The sequence below is a fragment of the Streptomyces sp. NPDC042336 genome (genome assembly GCF_055581985.1).
Window position 1 is genome coordinate 261,899 of the sequence record NZ_JBVJEA010000009.1, and the last position, 12,905, is coordinate 274,803.

A 12,905-nucleotide genomic window follows, 5' to 3' on the forward strand; every position below is an offset into this window, starting at 1 on the left:
GTTACGCTCCGGCGGTCCGGAAGACGCGTGTGCCCACCGTCACGGCCAGTGCGGTGAAGGCGAGGGCGACGAGGACGCCGTACAGCATGTGCGCCGTCGCGTAGGAGCCGACGTAGGCGTCCCGCACCGCGTCCACCAGATAGCGGAACGGCATCAGGTGCGACAGCACGTCCAGCCACGCCGGGCCCAGGGTCATCGGCAGCATCAGGCCGGACAGCAGCATCGACGGCATGGTGAGCGCGTTGATCGTGGGCCCGAACTCCTGCGGCGTGCGCACCTTCATCGCCAGCGCGTACGACAGCGAGGCCAGCGAGACCGTGAGCAGGACGACGAAGGCGAAGCCGATCAGCACACCGGGCAGCGGCGCGCGCAGGCCCATCAGCACGGCCGCCAGCACCAGCAGCACGGCCTGGAAGGCGAAGACGGTGGCGTCCCGCAGCACCCGCCCCAGCAGCAGCGCCAGGCGGCTGACGGGCGTGACGCGCATCCGCTCGACCACCCCCTGACCGTTCTCGATGATGATCGAGAACCCCGCGAAGGAGGCCCCGAACAGGCCCAGTTGCAGCAGCAGGCCGGGGACCAGCACCTGCCAGGAGCTGCCCCGCCCGCCGAGCGGCAGGTCGGTCAGCAGCGGGCCGAAGAAGAGCAGGTACAGCAGCGGCATCAGCACGCCGAAGAGCAGCGCGAAGCGGGAGCGCAGGGACTGGCGCAGATAGCGGCCGTAGACGAGGCCGGTGTCGTGGAGCAGCATCGGTGTTCCCAGGGAGGTCGGGGCTACGGGGTGTCGGACGGCTACGGGACTCAGACGGCTACGGGGGTGGCGTCGGCCGGCGCGGCGCTGCGGCCGGTGACGGCCAGGAAGGTGTCCTGGAGGGAGGCGTCGGCCGAGCCGCCGTACTGCAGCTTCAGGGCGGCCGGAGTGCCCTCGGCGACCACCACGCCGCCGTCCACGACCACCAGGCGGTCGGAGAGGGCGTCGGCCTCGTCGAGGTAGTGGGTGGTCAGGAAGACCGTGGTGCCCTGCTCGTCGCGCAGCCCGCGGACCAGCTCCCACAGGTCGGCGCGGCTGCCCGGGTCCAGGCCGGTCGTCGGCTCGTCCAGGAAGAGCACCTTCGGGCGGTGCGTGAACGCCATCGCGATGTCCAGCCGGCGCCGCTGCCCGCCGGAGAGCGCGCCGCACTTGCGGTCGAGCAGCCCGGTCAGGTCCAGGTCGCGGGCCAGCTCGGCGGCGCGCTCGACGGCCCGCTCCTTGGACAGCCGGTACAGGCGGCCCTGGGTGACCAGCTCCTCCCGCACGGTGATCTGGGTGTCCACCCCGCCCGACTGCGCCACGTACCCGCACGCCGCGCGGACCCCGGCAGGGTCGGCCGCCAGGTCGTGGCCGGCGACGGTGGCCGCGCCGCCGGTGGGGGCGAGCAGGGTGGTGAGCATCCGCAGGGTGGTGGTCTTGCCGGCGCCGTTGGGGCCGAGGAAGCCCAGGATCTCGCCCTCGCGGACGGTGAGGTCGATGCCGCGCACCGCCTCGATCTCACCGCGCCTGGTCGCGAAGGTACGGGCCAGCCCGGCCGTACTGATGATTGCCATGCGTCCCAGAAAAACAGAGTCACTGAAATTTTGCAACGACACCAAGTTTTCAGCGGCCCCAGGCAGTGGTGCCGGCGCGGCTAGGATGCGGACATGGCCGAGGGACTCAGGGAACGGAAGAAGCGGCAGACCCGGCAGTACATCTCGGATGTCGCCACGGGGCTGTTCCTGGAGCGCGGCTTCGAGGCCGTGACGGTGGCGGAGGTCGCGGACGCCGCGAACGTCTCCGTCAACACCGTCTACAACTACTTCCCTGCCAAGGAGGACCTGTTCCTCGACCGCTCCAAGGGTGTGGTCGACCGGCTCTCGCGCTGGGTGCGCGGGCGGCACGAAGGGGAGTCGGCGGCGCACGCCGTCCTGCGCGAGCTGCGCGAGGAGGTCGAGTCGGTGTCGCCGCGCGTCGGCCTGATGGACGGATATGCCGAGTTCATGAAGGTCGTGCACGAGTCGCCCGCCCTGCGGTCCCGGATGTGGGCCATCGGCCAGGAGATCCTCGTCAACCTGGACACGACCCTGAGGGAGGAGACCGGCACCCCGGCCGAGGATCCGCTGCCCTCCCTGATGGCCGGTCAGATCAACTGGCTGCACGGCACGGTGATGATGGAGATCGGTCACCGCATGGTCGCCGGGGGCAAGCCCTCCGAGGTCTCCCGCGACGTGCTCCTGCTGCTGGACGAGATGGAGGAGCTGTTGAGCGAGAAGGTGCTCAACTACGCCGTACGAGGCGCGCAGTGACACCCGGACGGCACGCCTCGGTGTGACGTCCGTCATTTGAGACGTGACGCGCGTTACTAACCGGTCACACAGCGCCTCACGCCCGCTAATCTCCGGCCGAGAGACGAGAATCAGCGCGTATCAGGGGAGTCGCACAGTGGCACGGAAGCTCGCCGTCATCGGAGCCGGTCTCATGGGGTCCGGCATCGCCCAGGTCTCCGCGCAGGCGGGCTGGGACGTCGTCCTGCGCGACGTCACCGACGAGGCGCTGCGGCGCGGCACCGACGGCATCAGGGCCTCCTACGACAAGTTCGTCGCCAAGGGCAAGCTCACCGCCGACGACGCCGAGGCCGCCCTCGGGCGCATCACCGCGACCACCGACCTGGACGCCGCCGCCGACGCCGACGTCGTCGTCGAGGCCGTCTTCGAGAAGCTGGAAGTCAAGCACGAGATCTTCCGTACCCTGGACAAGCTGGTGAAGGACGGGGCGATCCTCGCGTCCAACACCTCCGCCATCCCGATCACCAAGATCGCGGCCGTGACGGAGCGCCCCGAGCGGGTCGTCGGCACCCACTTCTTCTCGCCGGTCCCGATGATGCAGCTGTGCGAGCTGGTGCGCGGCTACAAGACCAGCGACGAAACGCTCGCCACCGCACGCGAGTTCGCCGAGTCCACCGGCAAGACCTGCATCGTCGTCAACCGCGACGTCGCCGGCTTCGTGACCACCCGGCTCATCTCCGCCCTCGTTGTCGAGGCCGCGAAGCTGTACGAGTCGGGCGTCGCCACCGCCGAGGACATCGACCTCGCCTGCAAGCTGGGCTTCGGCCACGCCATGGGACCGCTGGCCACCGCCGACCTGACGGGCGTCGACATCCTGCTGCACGCCACGGGCAACATCTACACCGAGTCCCAGGACGAGAAGTTCGCCCCGCCGGAGCTGATGCGCCGGATGGTGGACGCCGGTGACATCGGCCGCAAGAGCGGGCAGGGCTTCTACAAGCACTGAGGTCACATCAGCCCCGGCAGACGTCACACGCCGGGGTGAATTCGGTATCGGTTCGCTTACAGGCGGCAACCTCCGGTCGTTCCGGCCAGTCAGAGGGTGCAACACCTGATACCGCCGAGACCACACCGCACGGAACGCAACGCTCAAGACGAAGAAGACGACGAAGAAGACGCACGCCGGGGAGCGCATATGCACATCAGGGGCGACCACGTCGAGCTGGTCGTCGGGGGCCGCCTCGACGTCCGCAGCGCGGCGGACGCCCGTACGGTCCTGCACTCGGCCGTCGACGACGGAGTCGGCGACCTGGTGCTGGACCTGTCCGAACTGGACTCCTGGGACGCCACCGGACTCGGCGTGATCATGGGAGCCCACCGGCGGGCCGGGCGCTGCGGGCGGCGACTGGTGCTGCGCGACGTACCGCCGCAGATGCAGCGCCTGCTGGTGGCCACCCGGCTGCACCGGATCCTCGCCATCGAGGGCGGCATCGGTGTGGAGACCCTGCCCCGCGTGTAAGTGAAGGTTCACACCTCCGACACACGCAATCCTCACGAGACCGTGACCTCTCGGGCGGTCCGGCACCCCGGACTGTCGGCGATACTGGGCGAAGGTTTAGGGTCTGGCTGCCCGCTGCCTTTGCAAACCCGCCGGCGGGCCCGGACCAGAAGCGACAGCGCGGTGTGCGGCAAGGCCGGGAGGGTGGTCCCTGCCGGGGCCCTGCACACGACGCTTTTGGGGGGCTTGAACCAATGGACCCGACCAACCGGGGCCCTGAGGAGTACGGCCAGGACGGCGACCACCAGGCGCCGCGCCCGCGCCCGCACCGGGACCCCATCACCTCCGACTTCGGACAGCACGCGCCCGCGCTCGCCCGCACGGTGCAGCTGGTGTCCGGCGACTTCCTGCTCACGGTCAACCCCGTCGACGGCAGCGAGATCGAGGTCTGCCCGCCCACGGAGCGGCCCGCCCGGCCCGAGAAGCTCACCGCGGCCGAACGCGCCGAGGCGGAGCGCGCCGCGCGGCCGCCCGTCCCGCCGGGACCGGTCCGCACCGTCCTGGGCCTGCTGGCCCGCGAGGACGAACGCGAGCGCCTGGTGCGGTTGCTCGCCCGCGGCCGGTCCGTCCGCCTCACCGGCCCCGCCGGCTCCGGCCGCACCAGCCTCCTCGACGTCGTCGCCGAGGACTGCGCGGGCCTCGCGCCGGACGGCGTCGTCCGGCTGAGCGGCCACCACCGCACCGCCGACGACCTGCTCCACGACCTCTTCTACGCCGTCCACCGCGCCCCCCTGCACCGCCCGGACCGGGCGGAACTGCTCGGGTACCTCCGCGAGGTGGGCGCGGTCGTGGTCCTCGACGACGTCGATTTCGGCGGCACCGCCCTCGACGAACTCCTCGACGCCACCCCCGAGTGCGCCTTCCTCATCGCCGCCACCCCGGAGGTGGCCGCACCCTCCGCCGACTCGGCCGTCGAGGAGGTCTTCCTCAGCGGCCTGGACCGCTCGGACGGCGTGGAGCTGCTGGAGCGCGCCGCGGGGCGTCCCCTCACCGAGGAGGAGGCCAACTGGGCCGGAGACCTCTGGTTCGAGTCCGAGGGCCTGCCGCTGCGCTTCGTCCAGGCCGGTGCCCTGCTGCGCCGCCGGGACCGGGAGCGGGCCGGCGCCGACGCCGTCGACGAGTTCGGCGTCTTCGCCGACGCCCGCCCGGCCGACGACACCCCCTACGACGCCACCGAGGCCGACGACGTACCCCTGCCGTCCCTCGGCGAGGCCGCCGCGCCCGCACCGCTGCTCGCCTCCCGGCTGAGCGCCTCCGCCCGCGCCACCCTGGAGTTCGCCGTCGCGCTCGCCGGCGAGGTGCCGCACCAGGCCCACCTGCCCGCCCTGGTCGGCGACACCCACGCGGACGCCGCCCTCGGCGAGCTGACCGACTGCGGACTGGTCTCCCCGGTCGGCTCCCGCTACCGGCTGGCCGCCGGGGTGCTCACCCAGCTGGAGAGCGCCGGGTACGCCGACGCCGTACGGGAGCGGGCGCTGGCCGCCGCCCAGCACTACGCCTGGTGGGCCGGGCACCCCTCGGTCACCCCGGAGCGGGTCTGCGCCGAGGCCGACGCCGTCCTGGCCGCCCTCGCCGTGCTGGTGCCGACGACGACCCCGCCCGCGGACGACGCGGAGAGCCCCGCCGTCCAGCTGGCCCGCACCGCGGCGCCCGCGTTCGCCGCCGGACTGCACTGGAGTGCCTGGCAACGGGCGCTGCGCTGCGGCACCGAGGCCTCCCGGCTCGCCGGCGACGTCGCCGAACAGGCCTACTTCCACCACGAGCTCGGCATCCTCGCGCTGTGCGAGGGCCGGCTGGACCGGGCGCGCGCCGAGCTGGAGGCCTCCATCGGGCTGCGCGGCGCGCTCTCCGACAAGCGTGGCGCCGTGGCCGGCCGCCGCGCCCTGGCGCTGGTCGCCGACCGCACCGGGGACACGCCGGGCCTGGGCAGCGGCGCGGGCGCGTTCGGCGCGGCGGCGGTCGCCTCACCGCCCGCCGCCGGACCCGGTTCCCTCGGCACCGGGCTCGGTCCGACGGTGGGGGAGGAGGTGCCCGACGCCCGCAACGAGGAGTCGGCGTCGCCGTCCGCGGGCGTCCCCGCGCCCTTCCCGCCGCTGAGACCGCGTCCGCAGTCCCCCACCCTCGTCACCCGCCGCGAGAGCGAGGAGGAGCCCTCCCGCACGGTCGCCGGCGGCATCAAGGGCTTTGCGCGGCGCAACCTGGTGGCCGCCGGAGCGGGCGCGCTGCTCGTCGCCGTGCTCGGCACGGTGGTGACCCTGGGGGCCACCTCCGAGAACGACCCCGGCGACCCCTCCAACGAGGTCGGCGTCAACCCGTCGGCCAGCCAGGGCATCGACGACGGCAGCCTGGGCGCGGACCGGCCCTCGGACGACGGGCAGGGCCAGGGCGCGACCGGCAGCCCGACCGACTCCGGTCCGGACGGCACCCCGGGCACCTCGGACGACCCGGCACCGACCCGGTCCGGGCGGCCCTCGGACGCGCCCAGCAGCACCGGCGACGCCACCGAGCCCGGTGACGACGAGAGCCCGGACGACCCCGGTTCGCCGGACCAGCCGAGCAAGTCGCCGAGTGCGCCGACGACGAAGCCGACGTCGCCGAAGCCGACGGACACCGAGCCGACGAACCCCGGGACGCCCACCGAGACCGGCGGCACCTCCCCGGCACCCTCCGAGAGCCAGACCACCTCGCCGTCCACCCCGGAGACGTCCGACACCGTCAGCGGTGCCGACACGCCTCCGGCCACCGTCTCGCAGAGCAGCACCGGGGGCACGGACGGCACCGGGGGCACGGACGGGACCGGGGGCACGGACGGGACCGGTGGCTCCCCGGCCGGCTCGGACCCGGCGGCCGGTCAGGTCATCTGACCCCGCCGGACGGGCGACAGCACAGAAGGGCCGGGTCCGCCGCACGGACCCGGCCCTGCCCACGTCGTACGTGACGCGCCCTCAGAACAGCCGCAGCTTGTCGTCCTCGATGCCCCGCAGGGCGTCGTAGTCCAGCACCTGGCAGCCGATGCCGCGGTCCGTGGCCAGCACGCGGGCCTGCGGCTTGATCTCCTGGGCGGCGAAGACCCCGCGCACCGGGGCGAGATGCGGATCGCGGTTCAACAGCTCCAGGTAGCGGGTGAGTTGCTCCACTCCGTCGATCTCGCCGCGTCGCTTGATCTCGACCGCGACGGTGCCGCCCTGGGCGTCCCGGCACAGGATGTCGACCGGACCGATGGCGGTCATGTACTCGCGCCGGATGAGGGTGTAGCCCTCGCCGAGGGTGTCGATGCGGTCGGCGAGCAGCTCCTGGAGGTGCGCTTCCACGCCGTCCTTGATCAGGCCCGGATCGACGCCCAGTTCGTGCGAGGAGTCGTGGAGGATCTCCTCCATCGTGATGATGAGCTTCTCGCCCGCCTTGTTGACGACGGTCCAGACGCCCTCCTCCTCGCCCGTGCCCTCCTTCAGGGTGCAGGGCGGCGACATCCAGTTGAGGGGCTTGTAGGCCCGGTCGTCGGCGTGGATCGAGACGCTGCCGTCCGCCTTGACCAGGATCAGCCGGGGGGCCGAGGGCAGGTGGGCGGTGAGCCGTCCGGCGTAGTCGACGGAGCAGCGGGCAATGACGAGACGCATGGTCGGCAACGCTACTCGACGGGCCCGGCCCGACGCGATTCGCCCGGACCCGGGCACCGCGTGCGCTGTCCCACTTCTCCCATTGGCCCCGTCTTGCGCACTGGCCGATTGTGGGCCTACCGGATGGTGTCCATCTGGGCATTCTCCTGGTGCGGTCACGATCGGTTGCTTACGGTATTGAACGGGAGGTCGCGAACTGTGTACGCAGCGTGTTCGGAATCGCGCACTCCCTTCACTGTCCGGCAACCCCTGCTGGTCGGGGGTGCGAGAGGAGAACCCATGTCGCTCGACGTCTCACCGGCCCTACTCGAACAGGCCGAGCGAGGCGAGGTCGACGAAGCAGACTTCGTCGACTGCGTCCGGACCTCCCTGCCCTACGCATGGGAGATGGTCAGCTCCCTGGTGGCACAGCTGAAGGTCGACGGCGGAGCGTTCGCCGACAACCAGACGCCCCCGCCGGACGAGCAGGCGCGCGGTCAGCTCCTGCGTGCGCTCGCGAGTGACGCCATACGCGGTGCACTGCAGCGGCACTTCGGGGTGCGGCTGGCCTTCCAGAACTGCCACCGGGTGGCGGTGTTCCCGTTGGACTCCTCTGTCGACGAGACGCTGACCAAGTTCACCTCGGTGCGCAGCCAGTTGCTGAACCAGTCGCCGGAACTGCGCGACTGCTGACGGCCCCTAGAGCGCCCGCTTGCCGCTCCGTACGCGGGAGGTGCAGTTCTGTACCGGAGCGGCAAGCTCCCCGCCCGCCGGCTCAGCGGAGCTGGGGGAGCACCTCGGCCCCGAGCCGCCGTACGTTCTCCTCGGTCGCCGCCAGGTCGCCCGAGCCCTCGACGAGCAGGGCGAAGCGGGAGATGCCGGTGCGCTCGGCGGTCGCCGCGAGCCGGTCCGCGCACAGCCGGGGTGTGCCCACCGGGTGCAGCCCGCAGAGCAGTTCGGTGTACGCGTGCGGGTCGCGCATCTGCCGGGCCCGGCCGTCCACCGTGACATGGGCGCCCAGGCCCTGCCGCAGCCAGCCCGGCATCGACTTGAGCAGGATCTCCGCCGCGTCGGTGCGCCGGTCCGCGATCTGGCAGACGCCGGCCGAGACGTGTGCCGCGCCGTGGATCTCCGCCGCCGGACGCCCGGCCGCGCGGGCGTGGCGGCGCCACAGGGCGACCATCTCCGCCTTCTCCTCGTCGCCGACGTGCATCCCGAGGAGCATGGGCAGCCCCCGCTCGGCCGCCAGACGCACGCTGGCGGGCGAGGTGCAGGCGACGACGACCTCCGGGCCCGGCTCCTCCGCCAGGGACTCCGAGGGGCGCGGCACCACGGGCACCTCGCGGAACCGGAAGCGGTCCCCCGAGGCGCCGACGGCCGGTTCGCGCAGCCAGCGCAGCAGCAGGTCGAGCGACTCCGGAAAGCCCTTCTCGTACGCCTCCAGACCCGCGCCGAACACCTCCAGGTCCACCCACGGCCCGCCGCGGCCCACGCCCAGCGAGAAGCGGCCGCCGCTCGTGAGGTGCAGCAGCGCGGCCTGCTCGCCGAGCGCCACGGGGTGGACGGTGGGCAGCACACTGACCGCGGTGCCGACCCTCAGGCGCCGGGTGCGGCCCAGCAGCAGGGCGGCCAGGGTCACGGCCGACGGGCACGTGCCGTACGGCACGAAGTGGTGTTCGGCCAGCCAGGCGGTGTCGAGCCCGGCCTCCTCGGCGACCTCGGCCGAGCGGACCGCGCGGTGCAGCGCCTCGCCCTGACCCTGGCCCGGGAACTGGGCTCCCAACACGAAACTTCCTACGCGCATTGCCTTTTCCAACTTCCTCGGCCCCGACGTGGAGCTCCCCCACACGGCATAACCGCCTGACACGTGCCGAGGACACGGCCGGACGGGGGGATTTGCGGATTGTCTGCAGAATCGGCCGTTGTGGGACGGCGCACGGGCCCGGGACGGAAACCCCCGCACGGGGGAGTCGCGGTGTTCGGCGGCGTCCGCGTACCCGTGTCCGTGCCGCGTAGGCTTGATGCCGCCCTGCTTCCTGTATAGCTCCGTGAGGTGTCCCGTGTCCCCGCGTCGCAACCGACCCAAGGGAGCCGGTCCGTCCGGCCGGAGCGCCGAGGAGGACGGCTCCGGCCGTTACGGCGGCTGGCAGTCCGCGGAGGACTGGCGGGGCGAGGAGTGGAGCGTACGGCACGTGGCGGGCGCGAGCGCGCAGGGCAAGTCGTACCGCTGCCCGGGGTGCGACCAGCTCATTCCCGACGGTGTCCCGCACGTGGTGGCCTGGCCCGCCCACTCGGGCGTCGACGACCGCCGGCACTGGCACAAGGCGTGCTGGAACGCGAAGGACCGCCGCACCACGCGGGTGCAGCGGTCCCGAAACGCGCCGAGGTTCTGAACGCCGTCTACACGTCCCGCTTCTCCAGCAGGGCGAAGGCCGCGGCGAACGCGGCCGCCGTCACGCCGAGCACGATCCACAGCGGGTCCCAGCCCGAGGGCCCGGACTCGGAGAGCGAGTTGGCGTAGAAGATGCTCATCTGGTTCGGGATCGAGTACTCGAACAGCGCCTGCTGCACGTCCTTGAGCGACTCCGAGAACATGAACAGGGCGATCACCAGCGGGGCGAGCAGGACGCCGATCATGATGGTGATGGCGCCCGCCGAGTGCCGGATGATCGAGCCCATGGCCAGCGACAGCAGCCCCAGCAGCGCGATGTAGAGCGAGACGCCGACCGTGCCCTTCAGCCACTCGGCGCCGGTCGGGTTCTCGGCGCCGTTGCCCTCCAGCATGGACACGTGGGCCAGACCGACCAGCGTCGCGGAGACCAGGGTCACCACGAACGCCACCAGGAAGAACACGATGCCCTTGGCCGCCAGCACCCGGCCGCGGCTGGGGCAGGCGGTCATCGTCGTGCGGATCATGCCCGTGCCGTACTCCGAGGCGGTGGTCAGCACGCCGAGCGTGATCACGCACATGCTGCCCAGCAGCAGTCCGAAGAAGCCGAGGCTCAGCGCGCTCTCACCGGCCAGGTCGGAGGAGGAGTTGGCCACGATCACGCCGGTCAGCAGCCCGATGCCGAGGACCAGCAGGACGAACACGCCCAGCGTCCACATCGTCGAGCGCACCGACTTGATCTTCGTCCACTCCGAGGCCAGCGCGTGCACCAGGTTCGTGCGCACCACCGGGATCGGCGACGTGTAGGTCGGGTACGGCGAACCGGGCGCCGCGTGCCAGTCGGGCGCGGCCTGCTGCGTCGGGGGCTGGGGCGTGCTCATCGGGCGTCCTCGGGCTTGGTCGGGTCGGTGACGGGCGCGGAGGCGGGCGCGGGTGGTGCGGGGGCGGCCGCGGGCGGCGCCGGGGCCGCGACGGGAGCCTGCGGCACCGGCGGGGCCTGGGGAGCCTGCTGCGCCGCGTACGGGTTGGCCGGCTGACCGCCCGGCACCGGCCCGGGCGCCACCGGGGCACCGTACGGGCCCGCCGGAGCCTGGCCCGGCGCGCCCTGCGGCGCGGCGAAGGGCTGACCGCCCTGCTGGGGCGGCGGCGGGGCGTACCACCCGGGCTGGCCCTGGCCCGGTACCGGCATCGGCGGCTGCGCGCCGGGCGGCAGCGGCTGCTGGAGCCCGGCCTTCTGGTCGGCGGTCGACCGGTAGTCCACGGCGCCCTGCGTCATCCGCATGTACGCCTCCTCCAGCGAGGCCTGGTGCGGCGACAGCTCCCACAGCCGTACGTCGGACTCGTGCGCGATGTCGCTGATCCGGGGGAGGGGGAGCCCGGTCACGCGCAGCGCGCCGTCCTGCTCGGGCAGCACGTGGCCACCCGCCTCGGTCAGCGCCGAGGTCAGCTTCTCGCGCAGCTGCGGCTCGGTGTCCGGCGTCCGCACGCGCGCGAAGTCGGCGGAGTTGGCCGAGATGAAGTCCGTCACGCTCATGTCGGCGAGCAGCTGGCCGCGCCCGATGACGATCAGGTGGTCGGCGGTCAGCGCCATCTCGCTCATCAGGTGCGAGGAGACGAAGACGGTGCGGCCCTCCGCCGCGAGCGCCTTCATCAGGTTGCGCACCCAGTGGATGCCCTCCGGGTCGAGGCCGTTGACCGGCTCGTCGAAGAGCAGCACCTGCGGGTCGCCGAGGAGCGCGGCGGCGATCCCGAGCCGCTGGCCCATGCCGAGGGAGAAGCCCTTGGAGCGCCGCTTGGCGACGTCCTGGAGGCCCACCACGCCGAGCACCTCGTCCACCCTCCGGGCCGGGATGCCGGACAGCTGGGCGAGGCTCAGCAGGTGGTTGCGGGCGGACCGGCCGCCGTGCACCGCCTTGGCGTCCAGGAGCGCCCCGACCTGGCGCGCCGCGTTCGGCAGCCTGCGGTACGGGTGTCCGCCGATCGTGACGTGCCCCGCCGTGGGGTTGTCCAGGCCCAGGATCATCCGCATCGTCGTCGACTTGCCGGAGCCGTTGGGCCCCAGGAAGCCGGTGACGGCACCCGGCCGCACCTGGAAGGAGAGGTTGTACACAGCGGTCTTGTCGCCGTATTGCTTGGTCAGGCCGACAGCCTCGATCATGCTCCGCACCCATCGGAAGGTTCAGGGACAGCAGGGCACACGCCCCCGTAAGGGTTAGGAGGATATCCACGCGCTGACGGTTCCGTTCAAGCGCGGGCAAAATCCGACACCCTACGGAGGCGCCCCCAGCCGTTCTAGGCGTCCCGCCGCTTCAGGACCGCGTACCCGCCCAGGAGGGCCGCGATCACCCACAGCGCCATGATCCCGAGGCCGCCCCACGGTCCGTACGGGACGTCGTCGTCGATCGGCGTGACCACCTGCATGATCTTGCTGCCGGCCTGGTCCGGCAGGAACCGGCCGACCTTCTCGGTCGCCGGGACGTTGCCCAGGATGTTGGAGATCAGGAAGAAGAACGGCATCAGGATGCCCAGCGACAGCATCGGCGAGCGCAGCATCGCGGCGACACCCATCGAGAACATCGCGATGAGGGTCATGTAGAGGCCGCCGCCGAACACCGCGCGGAGCACGCCCGGGTCGCCGATCGACGCCTTGAGGTCGCCGAGCATCGCCTGGCCCAGGAAGAACGTGGCGAAACTGGTGACCATGGCCACGATCAGCGCGAGGGCGGTGGCCACCGCGATCTTGCTGAACAGGAAGGTGCCGCGCTTCGGCACAGCGGCCAGCGAGGTGCGGATCATGCCGGAGCTGTACTCGTTGCCCACGACCAGCACCCCGAACACAATCATCGCCAGCTGGCCGAGGCTGGTGCCGGCGAAGCTGATGAAGGTCGGGTCGAAGGAGAGCTGGTCCCGCCGGCTCATGTCGCCGAACTCGTTCTTCGACAGGGCCGAGATCAGCATGCCGAGGGCAATGGTGACGACCACGGCGAGGCCCAGCGTCCACACCGTGGACGCGACCGACCGGATCTTGGTCCACTCGGACCGGACGACCTGTGTCGCCGCCATG

13 protein-coding genes are annotated in these 12,905 nt (G+C 72.2%); 6 read left to right on the forward strand and 7 right to left on the reverse strand.

Annotation, left to right across the window (positions count from 1 at the left end; genetic code table 11):
• Position 1: 1 nt before the first annotated feature.
• Positions 2 to 751: an ABC transporter permease gene (locus ACZ6IM_RS21450; RefSeq protein ID WP_052840657.1), complete on the reverse strand. Its 750-nt coding sequence runs from the start codon at positions 749 to 751 to the stop codon at positions 2 to 4.
• Between the two features lie 50 nt (positions 752 to 801).
• Positions 802 to 1,584 carry an ABC transporter ATP-binding protein gene (locus ACZ6IM_RS21455; protein WP_052840656.1) on the reverse strand — a complete coding sequence of 261 codons (783 nt, stop codon included), beginning with the start codon at positions 1,582 to 1,584 and terminating at the stop codon, positions 802 to 804.
• A gap of 93 nt (positions 1,585 to 1,677) precedes the next feature.
• Here ACZ6IM_RS21455 and ACZ6IM_RS21460 point away from each other — a divergent pair, with 93 nt between their 5' ends.
• From ACZ6IM_RS21460 to ACZ6IM_RS21475, 4 genes are all read left to right on the forward strand, one after another.
• Positions 1,678 to 2,319, forward strand: a complete 642-nt coding sequence (locus ACZ6IM_RS21460) for a TetR/AcrR family transcriptional regulator (RefSeq protein ID WP_469558231.1) — start codon at positions 1,678 to 1,680, stop codon at positions 2,317 to 2,319.
• 136 nt (positions 2,320 to 2,455) lie between these two features.
• Positions 2,456 to 3,304, forward strand: coding sequence for a 3-hydroxyacyl-CoA dehydrogenase family protein (locus ACZ6IM_RS21465; RefSeq protein WP_052840654.1), 849 nt, complete (start codon positions 2,456 to 2,458; stop codon positions 3,302 to 3,304).
• A gap of 189 nt (positions 3,305 to 3,493) precedes the next feature.
• A complete protein-coding gene (locus ACZ6IM_RS21470) occupies positions 3,494 to 3,817 on the forward strand; it encodes an STAS domain-containing protein (RefSeq protein ID WP_030187305.1) in 324 nt (107 codons plus the stop codon).
• A gap of 233 nt (positions 3,818 to 4,050) precedes the next feature.
• Positions 4,051 to 6,720 (forward strand): AAA family ATPase, encoded by a 2,670-nt coding sequence (locus ACZ6IM_RS21475; RefSeq protein ID WP_052840653.1) that lies wholly within the window; start codon positions 4,051 to 4,053, stop codon positions 6,718 to 6,720.
• A gap of 81 nt (positions 6,721 to 6,801) precedes the next feature.
• On the opposite strand, the gene nucS is transcribed toward ACZ6IM_RS21475, so the two are convergent.
• A complete protein-coding gene (gene nucS, locus ACZ6IM_RS21480; protein ID WP_052840652.1) occupies positions 6,802 to 7,473 on the reverse strand; it encodes an endonuclease NucS in 672 nt (223 codons plus the stop codon).
• A gap of 279 nt (positions 7,474 to 7,752) precedes the next feature.
• Here nucS and ACZ6IM_RS21485 point away from each other — a divergent pair, with 279 nt between their 5' ends.
• Positions 7,753 to 8,145, forward strand: a complete 393-nt coding sequence (locus ACZ6IM_RS21485; protein ID WP_003973607.1) for an SCO5389 family protein — start codon at positions 7,753 to 7,755, stop codon at positions 8,143 to 8,145.
• 82 nt (positions 8,146 to 8,227) lie between these two features.
• Here the strand turns inward: ACZ6IM_RS21485 and ACZ6IM_RS21490 are convergent, their stop codons facing one another.
• Positions 8,228 to 9,256 carry an LLM class flavin-dependent oxidoreductase gene (locus tag ACZ6IM_RS21490; protein WP_052840651.1) on the reverse strand — a complete coding sequence of 343 codons (1,029 nt, stop codon included), beginning with the start codon at positions 9,254 to 9,256 and terminating at the stop codon, positions 8,228 to 8,230.
• Between the two features lie 256 nt (positions 9,257 to 9,512).
• Here ACZ6IM_RS21490 and ACZ6IM_RS21495 point away from each other — a divergent pair, with 256 nt between their 5' ends.
• Positions 9,513 to 9,845 carry a hypothetical protein gene (locus tag ACZ6IM_RS21495; RefSeq protein WP_052840650.1) on the forward strand — a complete coding sequence of 111 codons (333 nt, stop codon included), beginning with the start codon at positions 9,513 to 9,515 and terminating at the stop codon, positions 9,843 to 9,845.
• A gap of 7 nt (positions 9,846 to 9,852) precedes the next feature.
• Here ACZ6IM_RS21495 and ACZ6IM_RS21500 read toward each other — a convergent pair whose 3' ends face one another.
• The 3 genes from ACZ6IM_RS21500 to ACZ6IM_RS21510 form a co-directional block, all read right to left on the reverse strand.
• Positions 9,853 to 10,722, reverse strand: coding sequence for an ABC transporter permease (locus ACZ6IM_RS21500; RefSeq protein ID WP_052840649.1), 870 nt, complete (start codon positions 10,720 to 10,722; stop codon positions 9,853 to 9,855).
• Positions 10,719 to 11,999, reverse strand: coding sequence for an ABC transporter ATP-binding protein (locus tag ACZ6IM_RS21505; protein WP_052840648.1), 1,281 nt, complete (start codon positions 11,997 to 11,999; stop codon positions 10,719 to 10,721). Before ACZ6IM_RS21505 ends, ACZ6IM_RS21500 begins: the two co-directional genes overlap by 4 nt.
• Positions 12,000 to 12,133: 134 nt before the next feature.
• Positions 12,134 to 12,904, reverse strand: a complete 771-nt coding sequence (locus tag ACZ6IM_RS21510) for an ABC transporter permease (RefSeq protein WP_469558239.1) — start codon at positions 12,902 to 12,904, stop codon at positions 12,134 to 12,136.
• Between the last annotated feature and the right edge of the window lies 1 nt (position 12,905).

Coding starts and splice junctions, on each gene's coding strand:
- ACZ6IM_RS21450 (WP_052840657.1), bottom strand. CDS start 751: ATGCTGCTCCACGACACCGGCCTCGTCTACGGCCGCTATCTGCGCCAG.
- ACZ6IM_RS21455 (WP_052840656.1), bottom strand. CDS start 1,584: ATGGCAATCATCAGTACGGCCGGGCTGGCCCGTACCTTCGCGACCAGG.
- ACZ6IM_RS21460 (WP_469558231.1), top strand. CDS start 1,678: ATGGCCGAGGGACTCAGGGAACGGAAGAAGCGGCAGACCCGGCAGTAC.
- ACZ6IM_RS21470 (WP_030187305.1), top strand. CDS start 3,494: ATGCACATCAGGGGCGACCACGTCGAGCTGGTCGTCGGGGGCCGCCTC.
- ACZ6IM_RS21475 (WP_052840653.1), top strand. CDS start 4,051: ATGGACCCGACCAACCGGGGCCCTGAGGAGTACGGCCAGGACGGCGAC.
- nucS (WP_052840652.1), bottom strand. CDS start 7,473: ATGCGTCTCGTCATTGCCCGCTGCTCCGTCGACTACGCCGGACGGCTC.
- ACZ6IM_RS21485 (WP_003973607.1), top strand. CDS start 7,753: ATGTCGCTCGACGTCTCACCGGCCCTACTCGAACAGGCCGAGCGAGGC.
- ACZ6IM_RS21490 (WP_052840651.1), bottom strand. CDS start 9,256: ATGCGCGTAGGAAGTTTCGTGTTGGGAGCCCAGTTCCCGGGCCAGGGT.
- ACZ6IM_RS21500 (WP_052840649.1), bottom strand. CDS start 10,722: ATGAGCACGCCCCAGCCCCCGACGCAGCAGGCCGCGCCCGACTGGCAC.
- ACZ6IM_RS21505 (WP_052840648.1), bottom strand. CDS start 11,999: ATGATCGAGGCTGTCGGCCTGACCAAGCAATACGGCGACAAGACCGCT.
- ACZ6IM_RS21510 (WP_469558239.1), bottom strand. CDS start 12,904: ATGGCGGCGACACAGGTCGTCCGGTCCGAGTGGACCAAGATCCGGTCG.